At 47.6% G+C, this 20,277-nt stretch carries 23 protein-coding genes and 1 pseudogene; 5 read left to right on the plus strand and 19 right to left on the minus strand.

Features of this window, described 5'->3' with window-relative positions; translation table 11 throughout:
* Positions 1-5 precede the first annotated feature (5 nt).
* The 10 genes from L0M14_RS23250 to L0M14_RS23290 form a co-directional block, all read right to left on the minus strand.
* Positions 6-488: a hypothetical protein gene (locus L0M14_RS23250; protein ID WP_235118890.1), complete on the minus strand. Its 483-nt coding sequence runs from the start codon at positions 486-488 to the stop codon at positions 6-8.
* 19 nt (positions 489-507) lie between these two features.
* Positions 508-933 (minus strand): hypothetical protein, encoded by a 426-nt coding sequence (locus L0M14_RS23255; RefSeq protein WP_235118891.1) that lies wholly within the window; start codon positions 931-933, stop codon positions 508-510.
* The gene (locus tag L0M14_RS31220) at positions 930-1,061 is read right to left on the minus strand and encodes a hypothetical protein (RefSeq protein ID WP_260115384.1); all 132 of its coding nucleotides are present in this window, start codon (positions 1,059-1,061) and stop codon (positions 930-932) included. The genes L0M14_RS23255 and L0M14_RS31220 overlap by 4 nt, the downstream gene beginning before the upstream one ends.
* An 11-nt stretch (positions 1,062-1,072) precedes the next feature.
* The gene (locus L0M14_RS23260; protein WP_235118892.1) at positions 1,073-1,222 is read right to left on the minus strand and encodes a hypothetical protein; all 150 of its coding nucleotides are present in this window, start codon (positions 1,220-1,222) and stop codon (positions 1,073-1,075) included.
* 20 nt (positions 1,223-1,242) lie between these two features.
* Positions 1,243-2,145 carry a hypothetical protein gene (locus L0M14_RS23265; RefSeq protein ID WP_235118893.1) on the minus strand — a complete coding sequence of 301 codons (903 nt, stop codon included), beginning with the start codon at positions 2,143-2,145 and terminating at the stop codon, positions 1,243-1,245.
* Positions 2,146-2,283: 138 nt separating this feature from the next.
* Entirely contained in the window at positions 2,284-2,433 is a 150-nt protein-coding gene (locus tag L0M14_RS23270; protein ID WP_235118894.1) for a hypothetical protein, read from the minus strand.
* Positions 2,418-3,092 (minus strand): hypothetical protein, encoded by a 675-nt coding sequence (locus tag L0M14_RS23275; RefSeq protein ID WP_235118895.1) that lies wholly within the window; start codon positions 3,090-3,092, stop codon positions 2,418-2,420. Before L0M14_RS23275 ends, L0M14_RS23270 begins: the two co-directional genes overlap by 16 nt.
* Before the next feature lie 39 nt (positions 3,093-3,131).
* Complete coding sequence (locus tag L0M14_RS23280) at positions 3,132-4,523, minus strand: ATPase, T2SS/T4P/T4SS family (RefSeq protein WP_235118896.1); 1,392 nt, start codon at positions 4,521-4,523, stop codon at positions 3,132-3,134.
* 27 nt (positions 4,524-4,550) lie between these two features.
* Positions 4,551-5,777 (minus strand): CpaE/TadZ family protein, encoded by a 1,227-nt coding sequence (locus L0M14_RS23285; RefSeq protein ID WP_235118897.1) that lies wholly within the window; start codon positions 5,775-5,777, stop codon positions 4,551-4,553.
* 13 nt (positions 5,778-5,790) lie between these two features.
* On the minus strand, positions 5,791-6,492 hold the full coding sequence (locus L0M14_RS23290) for a CpaB family protein (protein WP_235118898.1): 702 nt from the start codon (positions 6,490-6,492) through the stop codon (positions 5,791-5,793).
* Positions 6,493-6,975: 483 nt separating this feature from the next.
* Between L0M14_RS23290 and L0M14_RS23295 the strand changes: the two genes are divergently transcribed.
* Positions 6,976-8,343, plus strand: a complete 1,368-nt coding sequence (locus L0M14_RS23295; protein WP_235118899.1) for an MFS transporter — start codon at positions 6,976-6,978, stop codon at positions 8,341-8,343.
* Between the two features lie 137 nt (positions 8,344-8,480).
* On the opposite strand, the gene L0M14_RS23300 is transcribed toward L0M14_RS23295, so the two are convergent.
* The 5 genes from L0M14_RS23300 to L0M14_RS23320 form a co-directional block, all read right to left on the minus strand.
* Positions 8,481-8,804: a hypothetical protein gene (locus tag L0M14_RS23300; protein ID WP_235118900.1), complete on the minus strand. Its 324-nt coding sequence runs from the start codon at positions 8,802-8,804 to the stop codon at positions 8,481-8,483.
* 251 nt (positions 8,805-9,055) lie between these two features.
* Positions 9,056-9,679 (minus strand): MBL fold metallo-hydrolase, encoded by a 624-nt coding sequence (locus tag L0M14_RS23305; protein ID WP_235123011.1) that lies wholly within the window; start codon positions 9,677-9,679, stop codon positions 9,056-9,058.
* A gap of 55 nt (positions 9,680-9,734) precedes the next feature.
* Entirely contained in the window at positions 9,735-10,301 is a 567-nt protein-coding gene (locus tag L0M14_RS23310; RefSeq protein WP_235118901.1) for a thioredoxin family protein, read from the minus strand.
* A gap of 101 nt (positions 10,302-10,402) precedes the next feature.
* Positions 10,403-11,005 carry an undecaprenyl phosphate transporter UptA gene (locus L0M14_RS23315; protein ID WP_235118902.1) on the minus strand — a complete coding sequence of 201 codons (603 nt, stop codon included), beginning with the start codon at positions 11,003-11,005 and terminating at the stop codon, positions 10,403-10,405.
* A gap of 127 nt (positions 11,006-11,132) precedes the next feature.
* Positions 11,133-12,023, minus strand: a complete 891-nt coding sequence (locus L0M14_RS23320; RefSeq protein WP_235118903.1) for a LysR family transcriptional regulator — start codon at positions 12,021-12,023, stop codon at positions 11,133-11,135.
* A 114-nt stretch (positions 12,024-12,137) separates the two neighbouring features.
* Between L0M14_RS23320 and L0M14_RS23325 the strand changes: the two genes are divergently transcribed.
* From L0M14_RS23325 to L0M14_RS23335, 3 genes are all read left to right on the plus strand, one after another.
* Positions 12,138-12,608, plus strand: a complete 471-nt coding sequence (locus L0M14_RS23325; protein WP_235118904.1) for an HPP family protein — start codon at positions 12,138-12,140, stop codon at positions 12,606-12,608.
* Between the two features lie 78 nt (positions 12,609-12,686).
* Positions 12,687-13,136 (plus strand): cupredoxin domain-containing protein, encoded by a 450-nt coding sequence (locus L0M14_RS23330; protein WP_235118905.1) that lies wholly within the window; start codon positions 12,687-12,689, stop codon positions 13,134-13,136.
* 98 nt (positions 13,137-13,234) lie between these two features.
* Positions 13,235-13,546 carry a dehydrogenase gene (locus L0M14_RS23335; protein ID WP_235123012.1) on the plus strand — a complete coding sequence of 104 codons (312 nt, stop codon included), beginning with the start codon at positions 13,235-13,237 and terminating at the stop codon, positions 13,544-13,546.
* Positions 13,547-14,077: 531 nt separating this feature from the next.
* Here the strand turns inward: L0M14_RS23335 and L0M14_RS23340 are convergent.
* From L0M14_RS23340 to melA, 3 genes and pseudogenes are all read right to left on the minus strand, one after another.
* On the minus strand, positions 14,078-15,436 hold the full coding sequence (locus tag L0M14_RS23340; protein WP_235117563.1) for an IS4 family transposase: 1,359 nt from the start codon (positions 15,434-15,436) through the stop codon (positions 14,078-14,080).
* Between the two features lie 126 nt (positions 15,437-15,562).
* The gene (locus tag L0M14_RS23345) at positions 15,563-16,120 is read right to left on the minus strand and encodes a hypothetical protein (protein WP_235118906.1); all 558 of its coding nucleotides are present in this window, start codon (positions 16,118-16,120) and stop codon (positions 15,563-15,565) included.
* Positions 16,121-16,837: 717 nt separating this feature from the next.
* Positions 16,838-18,135, minus strand: a pseudogene (gene melA, locus L0M14_RS23350) (alpha-galactosidase).
* Between the two features lie 171 nt (positions 18,136-18,306).
* Between melA and L0M14_RS23355 the strand changes: the two are divergent.
* A complete protein-coding gene (locus tag L0M14_RS23355; RefSeq protein ID WP_235118907.1) occupies positions 18,307-19,176 on the plus strand; it encodes an AraC family transcriptional regulator in 870 nt (289 codons plus the stop codon).
* Here the strand turns inward: L0M14_RS23355 and L0M14_RS23360 are convergent.
* Complete coding sequence (locus tag L0M14_RS23360) at positions 19,160-20,221, minus strand: ABC transporter substrate-binding protein (RefSeq protein ID WP_235118908.1); 1,062 nt, start codon at positions 20,219-20,221, stop codon at positions 19,160-19,162. The two genes, L0M14_RS23355 and L0M14_RS23360, sit on opposite strands and share 17 nt — an antisense overlap.
* Between the last annotated feature and the right edge of the window lie 56 nt (positions 20,222-20,277).

Here is a 20,277-nt window from a genome sequence, read left to right on the forward strand (position 1 = left end):
TTTGGTCAATACACCATCTCAGCAGATGCCTTGATGGTCCATGTAATTGGCTGGAGTACCGAATAAACACGCGGATACTGCAGCTTGATAAACATAATAACTCCAGGCTTACGAAAGGTAACCGAATAATTGTAATCCGCATTGATGTAGGTGTACGGAAAAAAATACTGATCATTGATTACTTTGAAAAGAACAATCTCTACCTGGGAACGTAAAAAAGTATCCGGTAGCGGCTCGTTTTGCTCATTTAGACGAAGATTTGCTTGTAAATATTGTAAAGCAGTCTGCTGCGCTAAACTCTGATCAATAGAGGGAATACCCTTACTGAGTTTATTGAGGTCACTCTGCTGGGCAGCAGCGTGGACCGCGTTATTAAGCGCGTGCTTCCCTTGAAACAGGGTATGCATGGAAATCTCTTCATCCGCCTGCAGGGCATACATCGTCATACAAACAACAGTCAATAAAATAAATAACAATAGCTTATACATGAGATCACAACCTCAGTGCTTAAGGCACATATTCGCTCATTTTCATTCCTGTTGCCCCCATACGTTCTGCGGAGGCAGGAACAGACATCCCCACCAATTGATCAATAATAAATAATCGATGGTACGGGTAGGTAAGGGTAAGCTTGATCCCGGTTCCTCTTGGCAGCGGAGCAGACGGATTCGATCCATTGGCACCGGAGGTTGTTGTAACTGTATAGAGAAGATCTGCCGCAACAAACCCCCGTTCCTCCATTCTTTCTCTGGATGCCTCGATCATCGAATCCCCGATATACCCGTAGCTTCCGCTTGCTCCGATTTCGAGCATATAGTCGACTTCCTTTTGAAGGAGAGCCTGCCTCATGATGATGACATGTTTATAGACAGGGGCAAACATCAACCAACAAAGCATGGCTGCGAATAAAATAAATACAAGGATCTGCCTCATGGATCGATCCGCTCAATGACCGTATTGAGTCTTCCTCCGCTATCTTTGACCTGTTGGCGGGTTCCTGAGCTCCCTCCCAGCGTACTGTTGTAAATCATAATTACGACGAGAATGAGCATCGCCGCCATTAGCAATGATCTCACGGTGTTAAAGCAGTAATATTGGTATTTGCCGTGGTTCCATGTGTCTGAATGTTATGCCGCATTCCCGTCGTACCGTCATTGATAATGCTGGTAAACAGCAGAGCCACCACAATCAGCATCATTACTGTGATTAATATATTTCTCATGTTAATTACCTTCCTTTTTCTTAGTTAATGGAATTAAACAACCGCTGTCCCTCGACAATCCAGGGATACATGAAAACACGAAATGTATTTAGGATCGGTAAGCCGGCTAGGATGAACAGCATATAAGAAACGGTTTCTTTGCGACTTTCCCTAACAAGCTCCATCTTCTCTTTATAATCCTGAATCCGCTGTCGCAGCAGACCATAGTAATCCTCATGCTCATGAAGTCTAAGTGCATTGATCGTCTCCCCAAAGCTGTAGGATTCATCCGTTCCAAGGCGCTGCTTGAAAGCAGAAATGGCCGTTTCCGCATCATGGTACCATTCGTTTAGCATGGAGTGAAAAGCTGCACGGACCGTACGGGTTTTAGGCTCACAGCGGGATAGCTTGGCATGAAGGTTCATCTTGGATTCTTGGTAATAAAGCAAATGATGACTAATGATATAAATCTCTTTCACGATGCGGTGCGCTCTTTGTTCTTTCATAGCAATCAGGAGCTTCGTGTCGAACAAAACCAGAATGGAGCCAATACCGCTGCCCAGCATGACGTATACGGGATTAATCAAGCTAACTGCAAAGCCTAGCCTGAGGTCCATGTAACCGGCCCAAATACCGATGAAGAGCACTAGCAGCATTATTCGGCGAGCTGTCTCGTAAAGAGCCGCCTCAACTTGAATCCCGCATCCGTGCAGCAATTGGCCCTTCTCCTCGATCGCCTTACCGCTCACCAGCATTAGCGTAAGTAACCCACGCGGAACTATTCGGTGTGATAACGCACCACCTGTATAACGAAAGACCCTCCACCTTTTCTTGCGTACAGGAATTTGCTCCAATAGGCAGTATATGGCTACCGCAATAAATAGATAGAGAATGACATTCAAACCTACCTGTACCCAATAAAACTGTGTGCTTCCGATGATCAAACCATCACCTCTCTCACATTCTTCGCAGTGACAAGTAAATCCCCATTAAAAATGAAACAAAAATGAGCAGCATAGCATCCAACAGCATATTGCGCCCTTCCGGATCAAGCACATAGTATTGATAGGCGCTTTCCGGGTTTATTTTAAAATTAATAAATAAGAACAAGGCAAGAAAAAAATCGGTGTAAAATTAGCAATCCGAATTTCAAGCAGCTTATTTCGCTCCACTTGGTCGCTTCTTTGGGCTTTGCGCATATCCGATACTAATTCCTTTAAGCTTTCACCCACGTAACCCCCTCCTGCAAAGCAACCTTCAGCACGCCGACAAAGTAATCTGCCCATGTATGGCCCAGCGTAAGAGCAAAGATTCGCAGACTTTCGTCAAGATCCCGATGTGTCATGATATTGCGATATAACTGCTCGAACACAGGCTTAATGGGATACAGCATTCTTCCTTCCTCCAAGCATGACTTCAAAGCGGACCTGACGTTCTTGTTCGGGGAAACCATATAATATTGATAAAACACTTCCACGGCCGGCAAAAACTCGAGTCGGGTTCGCATTCTGATGCTGATTAAACGCATACGTAGAAGCATCACCGGCAATGAAGCGAGAATAACAGCCACGACCAGAACCCCTTTAACGCTTTGAAAAAATAAGGCTCCTGCCACGATTCCCCCAAGCAATAGTAGACATGTAATCGTCACAACCTGCTGCAAGCTAAAAGGAGATTCGACAGATTCGATCATTTCATTCAAATACGCGTATATGCCAGGCTTTCGAAGCAGATATTCCTGCATTTTGACAGTGAGCTTCGATTGTTTGACATAAAGCAGCCGATATCTAGCCTTGCGTTGTCGGACAAGCATACTCAGCAGGCTCTTCACACTGATATAAATGAGCGCAAAGAGGAGCAGAATACTGCCTATTTTCCCGAAGATCAGCATACGCTTATTCGCCTTCTTTCCCAATCCAGCCTAGCTGTGTCAACAGCGAATACCCGGTTCGGTCATTTTTGTAGATTTTTTGCGATGCGCGATCCGACAATTTCCGGGAAATTTCCATGAGTCTGTGGAATCGTCGTAAATTGCCAAATCATTTACGCATACTTGTCCTTTTTCATAGCTGAATTCGCCAATTCGTACGATTTTTCGTTTCCCCTTTACAACAGCCATCTCAAATCCAACCTGCGTCACATATTCAGTTATTCGCTTTGTGAGCCGGATGGGATCCATCCCTCTGCCATCGAGCATACACATATCGGTAATGGCATCCGGCACATCCTCCAGCTCATTCACATGAACGGAAGTAATGCTTCCTTCGTGCCCTCGTGTGCATGCCCTCACATATAAATTAGCATCATGATCACGAATTTCCGCGTGACAGATCCGTTTGGGCGATTGTCGTAGAGCCAGCTTGAAGGCCTGCATACCGGCGTGCCTGGGATCTTCTTCGTCGATCTCGTATTCGACAATGTTCTTCTGAGGAAAATCTCTGCGTAAATGGAGCTCGAATCTGGATTCAATGGTTATAATTCGTTCATGATCCTCCATTTCCGCGATCATAGCTTTAATAAAATTCGTTTTCCCCGAGTTGGTAGGACCGATTACAACCATGTTGAAGTACGAACGAATCAAACATAAGATGAGCCCCTTCATTGCTTCATTCATCGTGGCAAGACCTGGTGCAGCCAATGCTGCAAGCTCAAATTTTTTCACTGTATAGAGTCGGATCGTTAGCGTAGGCTCCGATGTAAAACCTGCTGCAGTCATGGTTACGCGGGAACCATCACGGAGAACGACCTCTGCCCATTTTTTGCGCGGATTCAGCGTATCTTGATTAAACAAAACCAAATTTTGCTGAATACGCTCCAAATCACGAACCGATGGAAGCATGTGAACGGATGGCACCGCTGTGCCGTTACGGACTTCGAAAATTTGCCGGCCCACAACTTGTATTTCTTCTAAGCCTTCCTTGTTCTTAAGTATGAGTTCTAGTACATTAAGACCGATAATTTCCGCAAATATTGCTTCCGGCAGCGATCCATAGCTAGAGCCTATAGGAAGATCCGAGAGCCTTCGCTTTGCCACGATGTCATGGATTAAGGCCAGCAGCTTGCTGCGGTCCTCCTCATACCCCAAAATCGCACGATTTAGCGTTTCATTGTACTCCTGCCTCTCCTCATCCGTTCTGCCTTTGGCGATCGCAAGCTCACTGCGAATATCGCGGACCCACTCTTCAAAAACAGTCACGATGGAGTCTTTGTTCTCCATCGCAGGCCCCCGTTCAGGCATTCGTCTTTCAACATCGCCGTTTGCAGCATCGCTGCGCCTATGCATGTACGTGATGACGGAAAATCTTTCTTCTTTCAGTATCACTCACCCGCTTTCAGCTTCTTTATAGCTTTACGTAACCGTACTGCCAGTCAGCAGCCTTTTTAACCACGGCTTTCTTTTCATCTGCTGCCGCTGTGGCCATTGATAAAAATCAGCCAGCTTGGAGGCCACCGTTGATACTTCTTTTCTCATGGCATGTCCTGTATGGAATAGCTCCAGCAGCTTTCCCTGGTTGCAAAGTGGTAGCGCATCTCCATGTTTGGAAACCTCCCCGATTAAGTGCAGCTGCGTTTCCTTCCTGATATCCTTACTGGTAAAGGAGTGCTGCCTGGACAGCTTGTCCATCTGCACCGTAACCAACTCGAAGGTATCACTCTGCAGCCCGAACACCGTGCCTACCTGTTTAATCCATCTCGTAAAATCCTCTTGAAACTGGGCCAGATCCGGTGTAGTTACGGCAATGCGGGTATCTGCTTCGAGCAGACCGCACACTGTCGCGGCATTATCCCAATAAGCATTGACTTCAATTACACAGATATCAAAGGCAGATCTTGCCGTACGAAGCAGATGATCGATCTCCGAAGGAGTGAAGAATTCCGCTTGTTCCCTCAGCATATTGCCAAACAGCACATACAGCCCTGGAGCTTCCCGCATCTGCTCACACACTTGTCTTAGCCTTTGCGGCGTTAAGGTTTGAGACTTTAATTCAGCCCTCAAGCTGTCGAGCGTGAACACTTTCTCATCTCTGCCCAGGTATCGGTGCAGTTTGGAGCTTTTTAAATTCAAACATAAATAACCGACTTCTGATGACGTTTCTTCTGCCAGACAATAGGCCGTACCGAACGAAGTCAGTGTTGTCCCTATGTTCGGAGTCGAGCCGACAAAAGCAAGGATCTTGCCCTGTCCATACTGGAGATCAGCCTCCGGCTGCTCCACCCATGCACGAATCAAGTCGGCGATCACGGCTGTGCCTCTTCCAGGCTGGACGTAATCCAGCTTGTGAAGCTTACACATTTTCATGTATTTGCTATTCATAGCAGCGTCATGATAATTGGAGAGCAGTACCATGATCTTCATCGACGGCCACTCATTCCGACAGCGTTCCAGAAGCTCCTGCATATGTACGAAATCCAGATGTCTATCAGATAGGATGAAGTGCGTATATGACTGACATGCCAGCGCTTGCTCCATGCCATCGACGGACTCGCAAACCATCCATTCCATATTTTCTTTAAAAACAACATTCGTCAGCTCGTCTGCGAGACGATCGTCTGTAGAAAGCAATAAAGCCTGCAAATGAATCCCTCCTTTATGGTGCAGATAATATCGATGAAGAACTGAACGCAATAACCAGCTTTGCCTTTTTGCCGCTGCACAGACGGTCGATGTCCAACCACTCCTCTTCCGTAAGATTCAAATTAATTTGATCGATCGGTCCGTTCGCCTCCAGCCTGGAGACATACATCTTCTCCGCATCCCCTTCTGCTTTCGACAATAGGTTGGAATTCTTCGGATTATCAATTTCGACATTGGATGCGGTTTTGACGGAAGCTACCGTAATCTCTTGCTCGAATAATCTTCTGGAGCCCTCCGACGATGATAAATAAACTCGAACCCGATCTCCCGCACGAATCCCGTTGGATACCGACAAAACATATTCTTTCGGGATTTGAAACGTAGACTCACGTTCACCCGGCAGGAGATGGTAACGGTTCATCTTCCAGCGCAGGATCGGCTCCTGCTTGCCTAGCGGAAGAACGGTTTCCTTATCAACCACTTCGCTCAAATCAGTAATCATATCCTCGGTTACACTGCCCTGCTGTACAGCTTTCAGGGCAACCATGTCAGCTGTTACGTAAGTACCCGCCCTGATAAAATCTACAGGAACCGCAACCTGTACGGTTTGCTGCAATTCGATTTGTTTGAGCTGCAGCCGATACACGCCGTAAACGATACAACCGGCTAGTATCGCCGAAATAGCGCTAATCAGCAGGCTTCTTCTTCGATTCAAATAAGGAACCTCCTTGCCTTGATGAGATAAAACTCTACCCATGTCTTACAAAAATGATGGACCGTGTCTAGAGAAAGGTGAATACGTAAATAAAAAATAAAAACGCAAACTCCGGGGACAACAAGCCTTGAAATTTGCGTTCTTCGCAATTTGTAGCTATATACGCTGCATGAACATAAAAAACCGCCTGCTCACCTGTTATAAGAACAAGTGAGACAGGCGGTTCCTCCGCACATGCCGCTAAGTTATTTTTAAAGTAACACATTTTCTTCCAAATTTCAACAGCTGATTGCTGGATATACCGTACAGCGTTGATGATTAATGACCTGCATGTTTGATGTCATACATAATTAGGGGACTGCTCCGAGTATGCTAGAGAAGACAAGGGTGCGATAATCTACAGTGCTATGATATATTAAACACCATTATGGAAGGATGTCCGTTGAGGATTTCGCAGTATGTAAATAGAGAGGAACCTACATCATGAAAACTGAAGCTTCAAATTCCGCACCGCAGTCAATGAATGACCGGATCGTCATGCCGATCTGGACCTGCGGCCTGTTCATTGTCGTGATGAACACCACAATGTTCAATGTCTCCATGCCCAGCATTATTGGAGATTTACACATCACAGCAGATTTGGGATCCTGGATTATTTCCAGTTACTCCATCGGATATGCGCTGTCTACGGTTATTTACAGCCGCCTTTCTGACTCCATTGCAATTCGAAGACTGCTAACTGTAGGACTCCTCGTTCTAGGGTTTTCATCCGTATTAGGATTGTTTGCACAAACCTATGGAGTGCTGCTTGCAGCGCGGATTCTTCAATCTGCAGGAGCCGGCGCGATGGCTGGACTCGGGCTTATTTTAGCCAGTAGGTATATTCCGCCTCAACGTAGGGGACGAGCTATCGCGATGATCTCCGCTGGAAGTGCCATGGCATTTGGCATCGGCCCCATTGCCGGAGGAATCATCACCGAATATTTCGGTTGGAACGGACTCTTTGGACTCACCTGTCTCATCCTTCTCGTTCTGCCGGTGCTGCTTCGTTTGCTGCCGCGCGACCTGCCTCCTTCATCAGGCTTCGATCTGATAGGGGCATCGCTCACAGTTGCTAATGCCGTCACTCTTTTGCTAGCCGTTACCCAGCTGTCCATCGTATGGCTCGCGGTCAGCGCGGTCACCATCATCACTCACGTGTGGCATCTGCGTAAAGGCCAAGATACCTTCATCAATCCGGCACTGCTCAAGAACACTCATTACCGCAAGCTGCTTATCATCGGATGGTGCATCCTCATAGTAAACCTGGGCAACTTGTTCCTGATGCCGCTCGCCTTATCCGATCTCTACGGCCGTTCTCCACTGACCATTGGACTAACGATTGCGCCGGGAGCTTTATTGTCCGCCTTTCTATCCCGATTTGTCGGCCGCTGGATCGATACCTATGGGAATAGGCTGTTTCTTCTCATCGCCCATGCACTCTTTATTGCCGTGCTGCTTTCTTTCATGCTCGGCATCGGTTCTGCATCGTACATCATACTAGGCGGATATCTGGCATTATCACCTGCTATCTCTGCCGCAATCGCGTCGCTCAATAATGAGACCTCCCAGCTGCTACCTAAAGCCCAGATCGGATCGGGGATGGGGCTTATGCAGTTAATTCAGTTCTTTGGAGGATCCATGTCTACCGCAGTGTGCGGCCTCCTTCTTCATGCTTTTAACAGGCTGCCTGCCGTAGAGAGATATAGCCGGACGTATGCAGTACTGCTGGCTGTATCTCTCTGTTCCACCCTTGTGCTTTACTGGTACATCCGCTCCGCGCGGCCTGCTACGCAGACAGATTCGCGCTAAAGCTTCTCTCGTATAGGAAACTTCCTGTTAACACCAAAGAGCCTCCATTCCACTCCGATGAGATGGTAAGAGGCTCTTTGCTTTTCACTCTACATGCTTGAAGGATACGAAAGCTCGATCCTTCTTTTCTATTTGGCCTAGCACTTAGCTGCCAAAAATCCGCGAGTGATAATAACCAGCAGAATGAACAGGACCAGAATGCTTCCTGCCGAGCTGTACGGAGCTACAGCGGCCGGTGCTACAGCCGCTACCACAGCTGGCTTCATAACAGGCTTCGGATAAATAATCGACGTTTGTTGATAGGAAGCGTGCAAATGAATGTCGTTGTGAACCGGTTTGTTCATAATCGGGGCTACAGGTTGCGGCATTGGCATTGGCATTGGGGCAGGAGCAGGACTTGGCATCGGCATTGGTTGTACCGGATAAACAGGGGCGGTGTAGCTAGGTTTAACATGTTCCATAATAGAAAGCACCTCCATTAGTAATAAAAGCCTGAAGTTGTATTTGTTGAAGTCACTTTGGCTGGGTCATTTACTTACAACATCAGTCTATGGGAGAGCACCTACACGGAACACGGTAAATACCCATATGAACTAAAAATAGTCAAGTATCTTCGTCTCTCCACGGATGGTCGGAGAACATCAACTGAAGCTCGGAATGGACCTGCTTTATCGATAAGAAGAGACTGTCCTATCGGACAGTCTCTTCTTCCTTACACATATGGATTGTTATCGCGCTCGAAGCCTATCGTCGTTCTGACTCCATGACCCGGATACACAATCACATCGTCATTTAACAGAAACAGCTTGTCTTGTATGGAGTCCAGCAGCGTGTTCGTGTCGCCTCCTGGCAGGTCGGTGCGTCCGACCGACAACCGGAACAGCACATCGCCGCCGAACAGGTGCTTGTCATATAAGAAGCTGACACTGCCCGGAGAATGACCAGGTGTATGAAATACCTTTAGCTGGATGCCAAGAAACTCAAGCACCTGCCCTTCGTCCAGTGCAAACTCGGCAGGGTCGGTTACGATATCCGCTCCCAGCTCCGGCCAACGTGCAGAACCGTTCTTCTTGGGATTGGTCAGCCAGTCGGCTTCCAAATCATGAATATATACGGGGCATTTTTTCAGCTTACGAATCTCGTCTACGCCACCGATATGGTCAAAATGCGCATGTGTCAGCAAAATCGCTTCAATATCGAGGCTAGCAATTTTTTTGATCAACGGCTGCGGATTCATACCGGGATCGATGATAATCCCTTTTTTCGTATCGGGATTAGACAGTAAGTAAGCATTCGTGCCGAGCGGCCCCAACGGGACCGTGTCGATCTTAATCATCATTCATTCGCTCTCAATCTATGTAAGAATACTTGCTATTGCTTTTACCTAAAGCTTAAAACGTAGAGATCAGTTCACGAAGCTCTTGCACAATCGCAGCATGATAGCTGTTGCCTTCACCGTATTGACGGCCCATCTCAGCTCTGGCGACTTGAATTTTTTCATTATAATCCGGCGCTTCGCGGTCAGGGTTTTCCTGCTTGAACTGGGTCATAACCGCTTGTACATGCTTCGGACGAGGACCCCACTGGCCTAAAACAAAACCGCCCGTATCAGTGAAAATCACAATCGGAATGGCGCGGCCGCCCATGGTCAGGAACTGGTCCATGACGTCCATATTCTGCTCCTGAATCAGCACTTCAACAGGCACTCCGCTGTTTTCCAATGCTCTGAACACGACCGGAACGTTGCGCACCACGTCTCCGCACCAATCGGCGCAAAGAATCAGGCAGCGCAGGTCATCGCGGTTGTTTAACTGTTCGAAAAACTCCTTGTCATCCTCACTTGCCCACTCAAAGCTGTTGTAATATGCAAGAAACTGCTCTTGATTCTTCTCCATGCCGTCGATAAATTGCTGCGGTTTAATGCCTGTGCGAAGCTTGTTAGCGAGATTAGTACTCATCTTTTTCTGGCCTCCTGTAACGATTTAGATTAAGTATATTGTAGCAAATGCTTGCGAAAGCTCCAAACGGTTGTGTGTACACGCTTCATTTGAAAGAAAGACTAAGATGCTCTATTTCTTCTCTTCATAAAAAATTGATAGGCAACGTATAAAAGCGTGAGTACGATTGCAGCTATAATGAGAGGCTTTATATAAGGCCCCGCCACCTCATCAATTTTTTCCCAGTTGTCTTTAAGTGCCATACCTAGGTACACATACAAGAACGAATATGGTACCAACGCTAGTGCGGTATACAACGTAAACTTGCCTAAAGGCATTCTTGCCAGACCGCCTGGGATGGAAATCGCATGACGGACAATCGGGATAAATCGCGCAGTGAAGATCATCCCCGTTCCATACCGGTTAAACCAAGACTCGGCAACATCAATATGATGCTTGCTGATGAGCAAATACTTGCCGTACCTCTCAAGGAAAGGTCTGCCACCGTAGCGTCCGATCCAATAAAGGACAATTTGAGCTAGTGTCCCTCCGATAACCGCACATATAATGGCGCCGATAAAGCTGATTTCTCCTTTGGAAACCAAGTATCCTGCGTAAGCCAAAAGCAATTCATTGGGAATTACCTCCAGCATAAGACCAAGGAAAATCCCCCAATAGCCAAGACTCTCCAAGTACAACAGAACACTGTGAATCAAATCACCCATTCATAGCCCTCTCTCCACACATACTAGCCGGATCTTCTCTCGATAGCTTGTATATCTGCATGATCCTAACCTATCCTATTCTATCATAGACCTATACATGTCAACCACTTTGAACCTGCTTATGAGATTAGGTTTGAAACCAGTCAAGCAGCCTATCTTTCCAAATTCTAGCCGCGGTGCTGAGTTCTCTGTCCTTCATACAGATCAGTCCATGATTGATCGGTATCGATGTGTCCGTCTTCACACGCGTTAGACGACCAGACGCAATTTCAGCTTGCACCGAACTAAAGGGCAGAAGAGCCGCACCCATTCCGCAAATCACGGTTTGCTTGATCATTTCCAAGCTATCGAATTCCATTACGGAAAAGTGTATCACGCCTTTCTTCTGCAGCTCTCTCTCCACGATGTGGTGATAGATGCACCGTCCGCCATAGCTGATGACCTTAACCTGCGGGAGATTCCCCCACTCTCCATCCTGCATACCGCACGCTAGCTCCGATGCCGCCACCCACACCAATTCATCCGAAAATAAAGGAATAAACTCCATCTGTGGGAGCTGCGGATCACTCGGAACAATTCCCAAATCTATCCGATAAGCATTCACTTCCTCCACGATATCGTGCTGAAAGCCGGTTTCGAAATGCAGCTCGATCTGCGGATACTGCCTGATAAACGCCGGTAAAAGCTGCGGCAAATGTGGTACACAAAACGATTCCAAAGCCCGCATGCGTACGGGCCCCTTCGGCTCGTCGAGACCGCTTAATTGATCCTGAAGAGATTGCCCCAGCTGTAAAAATCGATAGGCAAACGGCGCTATGGCTTTGCCCGCTTCCGTAGGCTCAACGCCTCTAGGCAAACGCTGAAACAAGCGCACTCCCATTAGCTGCTCCATCTGCTGAATCTGTGCCGTTATCGTAGACTGCACATAGCCGAGCCGCGCAGCCGCCTTGCTAAGGCTTCTTTCTTCCAGCACCGCTACAAACGTCCTCATGCTTCGTCCATCCATCTGTTCAATCATTACCACCACCACCTATCGAAAAATCAAATATGACATATTGAAATCATTCATTTTTCAAATATATATGCTGATGATATCATCTAGGCAACTCCTTGGAAAGAGGTGCACTATCCTATGACAACATCCATTAAAAGCACAGCCCTGAAGCTCCTGCCGGGCTTCGGCGGCTTTCTGGCCATCTGGCTCCTTAGCCTGCTGGGCGACTCCGCCCGGTTCCCGCTGCTGATGGCGCCCTTCGGCGCTTCCTGCGTCATCGCCTTTGCGCTGTCGCAGAGCCCGCTCGCACAGCCGCGCAGCATCGTCGGCGGGCATGCGCTCAGCACGCTGGTCGGTCTGTGCGCGCTCTTCGCCTTCGGCGACCATGCGTGGAGCATGGCTCTGGCCGTCGGCGCGGCGATCACCCTAATGCAGCTTACCCGCACGCTGCATCCTCCCGCCGGGGCTGATCCGCTGGTTGTGATGACAACCGGCGCCTCCTGGGGCTTCCTCTTCACACCCGTGCTGATCGGCTCCATCGTCCTTGTGCTGGTCGCCTATGGGTATCATCGCGCAGCCAAAGCCTCTTACCCCGCCAAGTGGTGGTGACGGTCCAGCCTGTTAGACATGCACTGACAAGCCCCTGCATATGATGTACAAAATTCACTAAACAGGAGGCGACCCGCCGTGTCTAAAGTATGGATCATTCAGCGCAAGCATGTTGTTCTTGCAGCCGCCGCTCTACTGATCGTCGCTGCAGGCGTTCTGTATGCTAACCGTGTGAAGCTTCTTCCTGCCGATGCACAGCCTGTTGTGGAACGCACCTTCCACATGGTCACAGGGGAATTCTCCTCCACCACAGCAGATGGCAAAAAAATCGAAGCGTACCGATGGGATCCGGGGAGCATCGTCGTTCACAAAGGCGAGCATGTTAAGCTTAACATCCTGGGCGTTAACGGAGTGAGTCATCCGTTCCTCATCGAAGGCTTAAATGTTAGAGGAGAGGTCAAGAAAGGCAAGACGACTGTCGTCTCCTTCACCCCTAATCAGACAGGCACCTACCGTTTGATCTGCCTGGCACACGCCGATGAAGCGCATAACGGTCCGATGATCGGATATATTGAAGTCATCGACTAGCTTCTGTGCAACATGGGCTCCTGCCTGCCGCAGCAGCTGTAGCTATCCGCCCTCTAGATGCATACACATAGCATAGAGAGGGTGTAGCAACGGCGATGATGAACAAAACGAACGAAAAGCATAAACAGCAGTTTCCGACCGCCCGTGGAATCAGACGGGCTTGCAGCAAAGAGCTGTACAGAACCGCCAAACGTCTCAAAACATGGATTTCCCCAGAGCAAATGAAGCAGGCTGAAGAGCTGTACATCAAAAAAGTGATGCTCAATTTGCCGTTTATCGTAGAGAACGGCAGCAACCGCAAAGCACTCTCGGATTGGTTCGACGAGAACGTAGGCCCGGAAATCGCGCCGCTCTGGAACGTAGAACTGCCTGCGCTCAACCAGGCATTCCGCGACGCATTCGGCGGTTGATCGCAAGCAGACAGTAAACACGACTTCGTCGTCTTACTGGACGTGTGCCAAGGTTGACGCGAAGCAAGGTCTTACGAAGATGATCGACTGGGCTAATTTCGAGGGACGGTATCGTTCCTTTCCGTGGAACAATGCCCAAAAGAACAGTTCTGTTCACATGAGAGACAGAGCTGTTCTTCGTTATTTTCCCAAAAAGATAGACAACAAAATGTAAATAATAGTTTGGACACATTACGAAATTGGGGGGATTTATACATATGCCTGAACGCAGGTGAATTAAAAAGTAAGGGGAAAATGTAATGTTATGCCCCTAAGGTTGATTTTCCCCAATGTTGTTTATATCTGTTGAATTTTCAGAAAATTCTGTGCCGCCATATAAAGATGCCATCGCGTTCCAATCTTCTTTAGATAAAAATGTAAAATATGCTCTTAAGGCATCCTCGGGATTTTATATGATAGATCTGTATCAGTAATTCTTTTAAGCTCAAAAATAGTTGCCTCTGATAATAAGATAAGTCTATTGTTATTAACTCAACTTTCGCAGCTTGAAATTGGCAAATAAACCTTGATGTAGCTAGGCAAACCGGCTATCCAATCGTGGAGTTGACGATGGATCAGTTTTGAGATTCTCTTCCCAACTTTTGTGGCAACTTCGTTCATCAGTTCGACCAGTTGTTGAAGTGCAACGACCCAGTCAATCGTGCCAACTTCGTCACACAACAAATAGAACAGACCGCCAATTGTCCGCTGATCCGTGCTTTGGCGATGCTGCCAAGCCAGTAAGATATAGCGCGCGAATACGATCGTTGTATGGCTAATAAGCAGATCGTAAGAGCGTCCTTGAAACTCCTTCTGCAGGCGCAGCAAGGATTTGGCGCACTTAAAGAAGACTTCTATTTCCCAACGCATTCTGTAAATCCGAATGATGTCTGAAGCAGATAACGTAAGATCGGTAGAGAGGATAGCTAGCCATTCCTTCTTCTTGGATCGATGACGGACGAACACAACCATGACGGGGATCCCTGGAGCTAGCTCCGTCCGAATCTGCCGAAGGATGTGCCGGTTCTTTCCCTCGATGCGAGCCGCAAGTGAATATAGTGAATTCAGGCAAATGCGATGCCCATCTACTAGATATCGCTTTCTATCGTTTTTCACCATGCCAATGACGTGTAATTCGCGATTACGCATCTCTTGAATCAGTGGCGCGTGAGTAAACCAGCTATCCATGAGCACATAGGACGCGGAAAGACCGGCAGCCATAGCGCGATCCAGCATAGCGGCGATGTTATCTGGAGCACTTTGCAGCGCTTCTTTCCGACGCTTGTAACCTGACGAGCGTTTATCGATACCGTCGGCGATCCCATTGATGCTGGAGTTGTTCGAGCTGAGAAGCGCGAAGTCAATTGGAACGAAGGAATGTCCATCTGTCCATCCCATGGTTAGCATGCGGAAACCCTTATAGTACGCTCCTGTGGCATGATCTTTAAAGCGTGCGAGCATCTCGACAGCCTTGCTTCGGTTACGTTCAAACATTGAATCATCGAAGATGAATGCCGTTTCGCGCTTGTCAGAGGTAAGGTGCTCCATGCGATGAACGGTCTCATGGCTTAGTAGTGTTAAAAAGCGTCGCCAAGCATATCCACTGTGATTGAGAAAACGATAGACCGCATCTTTCCCAGGATAATTTGTGCCCTGAGGGCTTTCGAGCAGACGAAACCAATTTTTCTGCTGAAACAACAGTACAAATATGATTCGGAACAAGGTCGCACAGGTGAAGCCGAACTTCTTTTTGAAGCCAGCATCATTCAAGTGTTTAATGACCTTCAGTTCCTGGAAAGCCAACTTAATTTCTGCTGGCAGTTGATCAATGGATAGCTTTTGCTCTATCATATAGAGGACACCTCTTCTGTGTGGTAGTAGTGTGACTTCGACACTCTCACTTTACCAAAGGAAGCGGTGTTTTTCTATTTTCAAGCAGGGTATCTTATCGATCACAAATCCAGTACGCACCTGGACTTACGCTGATTTATTAGGTGCGAAAGTTGAGTTATTAATAACAAAAAAACTTATAGGTATGCCAAGTTTTGTAGAAGGGTCACTTATACCTATTACTTTTACTACATCATTTATATGTAAGTCTGGGATATGTATTTTATAAAATCTATAAAAAGAGTCAGAGTTATAGCATGTCGATGTAATCTCATATAATGGATTTTTCAGTTCATATTGATACTTCTTATAGTTTTTTAGTCCTTTTGATGAAAAAAAGTCTTTTTGGATTATAAGTTCATCTCCAATAAATTTCTGCCCTGTTGGATATTCAGAAGCATCATTATATGAATTTGCAAATCCTAAAAGCTTCTCAACTTTCCAAGTTCCATAGAAATATTTTTCAGTTTCACTATCCAAATTTATACTTTCTACAGAACAATAATCGGATGGTTTTATAATAGACTCATCCGTTCCAGGTTTAGGCTCACTAGAAGTATTTGGATTTGATGTTATTTCAACATTTCCACAAGCCGATGCTAGCAACAACATGATTATAATACAAACTAATAATATTTTTTTCATGTTTCACACCCTTTTTTATTTTTTGATTGTGTCACAATGTCTTCAGACATCACATGGCTATTTACTGCGTATAAAATTTTTCGCCGTTTTCGAAATGCAACTAATTCATTTAAGTATTAGACGGTTTTCTAGCCCTTCAAGTTGTGAAAAGCAGTGAACTCAAACATCGACACGGGTATGGTATCGCTGCATGCTCGGGTCTGCTTGGCATGCAGTTGCAAGGTTCGATTCCTGTTTTTTCCATAAATTTAAAACGAATATTGGAGATATCTGAGTAAGGATAAAGGAAAGATAACCGAATAACGACAAAAAGGAAGACATTTACCCAAGACTTGAGTGATAATGTCTTCTTCTTAGTTGGACCTTATGGACCATTTAAAAAAGGTACAAGTTTTTCGGTGGGGCTCTTCCCCAGCCAGGTAGCGGTGGAGTCAAAATACATTCGACTTAATTTGAGAGGCAGAGATCAACTTTCACCCAAGTTCTTTCTGCAAGTCTTTCGAGAACACATCATCGGCAATTTCACACAGTCAGATCCACTGCTGGACCTGAGCATGAAGGAATAGCTTTAATTAGGACAGTGTAGTGAATCTTTTGAGGGTTCTGTTTAATTCCCCATCTAGGAAATAACAAGAAGGCCAAAAAGCATGCCGGTATTCCGGCAGCAGCTTCTTGGCCTTTCTTGTGGTTGATAGGTAATTGTGCTCCGCTAGCCACTTACTTATACGACGGCAGCCAATCCCCGTGCGCCGCAATCAACTCGTCGCACATCATGGCGATGTCGTCCATCGACAGCTCCGCCGAGGTATGCGGGTCCAGCATCGCGGCATGGTAAATATGCTCGCGCTTGCCGGTCATAGCAGCCTCTATCGTGAGCAGCTGCGTATTGATGTTCGTGCGGTTAAGCGCCGCACACTGGGGCGGAAGATCACCTACGTAGGTTGGCGTGATGCCGCTGCGATCCACCAGGCATGGCACCTCCACGCAAGCCTCGCGCGGCAGGTTCGTGATGAGGCCCGTGTTCATCACATTGCCGCCAATCTTAAACGGCACGTTCGTCTCCATCGCTTCGAAGATATAAGACGCATACTCGTGAGAGCGCTCGTGAGTCAAGCTTGCATTATTCACGATGTCATCTCGCATTTTTTCCAACCCGCAATCTGCTCAACGCAGCGTCGAGGATATTCATCCAGCGGAATGTTGAACCGGTCGATCAGCTCCGGATAATTCCTTTTTATAAAATATGGATGATATTCGGCATTATGCTCTGACGACTCCGTAATATAATAGCCGAATTTCAGCATCATTTCGTAGCGAACCATGTCGTTGTGCTTCTCCAACTGCTTCTCCGCCGCCCGCTTCTTGATCTCCGGATACAGGTCCACTCCGTTCTTGCTCACTTCCAGCAGCCATGCCATATGATTGATGCCTGCGATTTTCGCCTGCACCCCGGTCTGGTCAAGTCCCAGGTGCTCAAACAAATGCGGAACACAGACTTGTACGCTGTGACAGAGGCCCACCGTGCGGACACCTCCGTACGTATTCATGACATTGGTAAGCACGGCCATGGGATTCGTGTAATTCAAGAACCAAGCATCCGGACATACTTCCCGAATATCTGCAGCAAATTCAAGCATGACAGGAATCGTACGCAGATTGCGGAAAATGCCGCCAATCCCCACCGTATCGGCAATCGTCTGACGCAAGCCATATTTCTTCGGTATTTCAAAATCGGTGATCGTACACGGATCGTATCCGCCCACTTGGATCGCATTGACCACATACTTCGCTCCACGCAGCGCCTCCTTTCTATCCGTATAAGCCTTTACTTCACATGTACTGCCGGAGGTCATCTTGAGATTTTTTAGCATACTCTCGGAATCCCGCAGCCGGCCCGGGTCAATGTCGAACAAAGCCAGTTCAAAGCCCTGCAGAGCAGGCGTAAACATACAATCCCCCAGCACGTTCTTGGCAAAAACCGTACTTCCCGCACCCAAAAAAGTAATTTTAGACATTCCTAATCGCCTCCATAAGCTCTCTATCATGTCTTGCTTCCGTACCTTCACTATAAACTCCGGCACCCTATTACGGAATGGAAAGAACGAGCAGCAATATGGACATTTGTAGGATTTTAGAGTAACCTAACAGTCACGTAACACAACCTAATCCCATAACAAAGAGGACTTATGAATCCAGACCACCACTACTTTTCCGTTACGATTAATCCCCACACAAGCACTGGAGAACTGTCTGTTTTATTCTCAGGAGAAGGAAGGCCGGTTCCCCTGCACAAAATGGGACCGGCCGTTCACGATTATTATTTAATTCATACCGTATTATCCGGCAAGGGAACATTCACACAACTAGACCAGACCTATACCTGCACAACCGGAGATAGCTTCATCATTTTTCCCGGGGAGTTGTTCAGCTACGAAGCTGATGCCCATGAGCCATGGCATTATGTGTGGGTTGCACTTACTGGACGCTCGGCGCTGCCTACTCTCTCTGTGTTAGGAGCTTCACCCGCTAATCCGATCATTTCGGGCAGCAATACCAAAAAAATTCGCCATCTATACCGCCGCCTGTTCTCCTGCTTCCCGCAAACCGCGCCTCCGGCGGTCGAAGATATGGAGTCGGCTGGCTGGCTTCGTCTGCTGCTCCATGAGCTAGCCAACGCCGAGCGAAATCCCTGGCCTGCACAATCGGCTCACGAAAGCGCAGGACACCGCCAAGTCGGACAAGCCATCCGTTATCTCGAGCTGCAGTTTACTCAGTCGGTATCCATCGAGCAGCTGGCAAGGACGGTCGGCTATCACCGCACTCATTTTTGTAAAATGTTCAAACAAGTGACCGGCTATTCGCCTATGCAGTATCTGCTGAAGATACGGATGGAACGCGCGGAGCAGCTGCTCGCGACGTCTATGACGATTGACCAGGTTGCCGCTTCCGTCGGCTACAACGACGCGCTTTACTTCTCCAAGCTGTTTCACAAATGGAGCGGCTCAGCACCTACCGTCTTCCGCAAATCTATTCAGCAGGCTAGTACTTCCGATTAGGCAGCTCCTTAGCAGCCATTTCCTGTGTGAATACGCCTTCACTCTTTACGATTCGCTTCGGCAGAATGCGGCCCGCCTCCAACTCCTTGACAGCTTGCATCAGCTGCGGTCCGAGCAGCGGGTTGCATTCCACGATGCAGTTGATTTTGCCATCGACCATGTATTGAAAGGCGGACCGTCCTCCGTCAACGGAGACGATGATGATATCTTTCCCCGGCTTCAAGCCAAACTCCTCGATAGCCTGGATAGCCCCAATAGCCATATCATCGTTGTGAGAAAAGAGCACATCAATATGATTGCCTCCCGACTTGAGCATGGCTTCCATAATCTCTTTGCCTTTGGCTCTCGTAAAATCCCCGGTTTGCGATTTCGTAATGACCATATCAGGGTTCTGCTGAATGATCTCCTCAAAGCCCCTTTTCCTGTCGATCGTCGGTGCCGAACCTGCCGTTCCCTGAAGCTCGACGATCCGAATCGGACCGCTGCGACCGGCCATTTTATCAAGCAAATATTTACCCGCTTTACGTCCCTCTTCTAAAAAATCAGAGCCCATGTATGTCACATACAAGGATGGGTCGGACACATCCACAGCTCGGTCTGTCACGATAACAGGAATTCCCGCGTCCTTCGCTTCCTTCAAAACGGGCTCCCAGCCCGACTCCACAACCGGCGAGAAAGCGATTACATCAACCTTTTGAGCAATGAACGAACGAATCGCTTTGATCTGATTCTCCTGCTTCTGCTGACCGTCAGAGAAGTGCAGTTCAATGTCCAATTCCTTAGCTGCCTCCATAATGGAGTTCGTATTAGCCATCCGCCAGGCACTTTCCGCTCCAAGCTGAGAGAAGCCCAAGACAATCTTTTGCTCCTTCTTCTCAGGCAAAACCGTCGTCATCCTACTCGTTACCGCAGGACTTTGCCTAGCAGTCGCGTCTGCCGCTGGCGGGTGCGTTTCGTTCGAATTGCAGCCGGGAAGCACAATAACAGCCAGTCCTGCCAGAAGTGCAGCTGTCCTTCCCATTCGCCCATATCTCGTTCTTTGCATGCAGATTCCCAACTTTCCTTTTGTAATCCATGCATCATTCATCTATTAAATTGTAA

Source organism: Paenibacillus hexagrammi (assembly GCF_021513275.1).
GTDB classification, from domain to species: Bacteria; Bacillota; Bacilli; order Paenibacillales; family NBRC-103111; genus Paenibacillus_E; species Paenibacillus_E hexagrammi.

What these genes read in the sequence shown, in the direction of transcription:
- L0M14_RS23345 (WP_235118906.1), bottom strand. Translation starts at nt 16,120, where the DNA reads ATGAAAAAAATATTATTAGTTTGTATTATAATCATGTTGTTGCTAGCA.
- L0M14_RS23305 (WP_235123011.1), bottom strand. Translation starts at nt 9,679, where the DNA reads ATGATTAAGATCGACACGGTCCCGTTGGGGCCGCTCGGCACGAATGCT.
- L0M14_RS23360 (WP_235118908.1), bottom strand. Translation starts at nt 20,221, where the DNA reads ATGCAAAGAACGAGATATGGGCGAATGGGAAGGACAGCTGCACTTCTG.
- L0M14_RS23275 (WP_235118895.1), bottom strand. Translation starts at nt 3,092, where the DNA reads ATGCTGATCTTCGGGAAAATAGGCAGTATTCTGCTCCTCTTTGCGCTC.
- L0M14_RS23300 (WP_235118900.1), bottom strand. Translation starts at nt 8,804, where the DNA reads ATGGAACATGTTAAACCTAGCTACACCGCCCCTGTTTATCCGGTACAA.
- L0M14_RS23295 (WP_235118899.1), top strand. Translation starts at nt 6,976, where the DNA reads ATGAAAACTGAAGCTTCAAATTCCGCACCGCAGTCAATGAATGACCGG.
- L0M14_RS23340 (WP_235117563.1), bottom strand. Translation starts at nt 15,436, where the DNA reads ATGATAGAGCAAAAGCTATCCATTGATCAACTGCCAGCAGAAATTAAG.
- L0M14_RS23325 (WP_235118904.1), top strand. Translation starts at nt 12,138, where the DNA reads ATGACAACATCCATTAAAAGCACAGCCCTGAAGCTCCTGCCGGGCTTC.
- L0M14_RS23310 (WP_235118901.1), bottom strand. Translation starts at nt 10,301, where the DNA reads ATGAGTACTAATCTCGCTAACAAGCTTCGCACAGGCATTAAACCGCAG.
- L0M14_RS23320 (WP_235118903.1), bottom strand. Translation starts at nt 12,023, where the DNA reads ATGATTGAACAGATGGATGGACGAAGCATGAGGACGTTTGTAGCGGTG.
- L0M14_RS23260 (WP_235118892.1), bottom strand. Translation starts at nt 1,222, where the DNA reads ATGAGAAATATATTAATCACAGTAATGATGCTGATTGTGGTGGCTCTG.
- L0M14_RS23315 (WP_235118902.1), bottom strand. Translation starts at nt 11,005, where the DNA reads ATGGGTGATTTGATTCACAGTGTTCTGTTGTACTTGGAGAGTCTTGGC.
- L0M14_RS23335 (WP_235123012.1), top strand. Translation starts at nt 13,235, where the DNA reads ATGAACAAAACGAACGAAAAGCATAAACAGCAGTTTCCGACCGCCCGT.
- L0M14_RS31220 (WP_260115384.1), bottom strand. Translation starts at nt 1,061, where the DNA reads ATGGCGGCGATGCTCATTCTCGTCGTAATTATGATTTACAACAGTACG.
- L0M14_RS23250 (WP_235118890.1), bottom strand. Translation starts at nt 488, where the DNA reads ATGTATAAGCTATTGTTATTTATTTTATTGACTGTTGTTTGTATGACG.
- L0M14_RS23355 (WP_235118907.1), top strand. Translation starts at nt 18,307, where the DNA reads ATGAATCCAGACCACCACTACTTTTCCGTTACGATTAATCCCCACACA.
- L0M14_RS23255 (WP_235118891.1), bottom strand. Translation starts at nt 933, where the DNA reads ATGAGGCAGATCCTTGTATTTATTTTATTCGCAGCCATGCTTTGTTGG.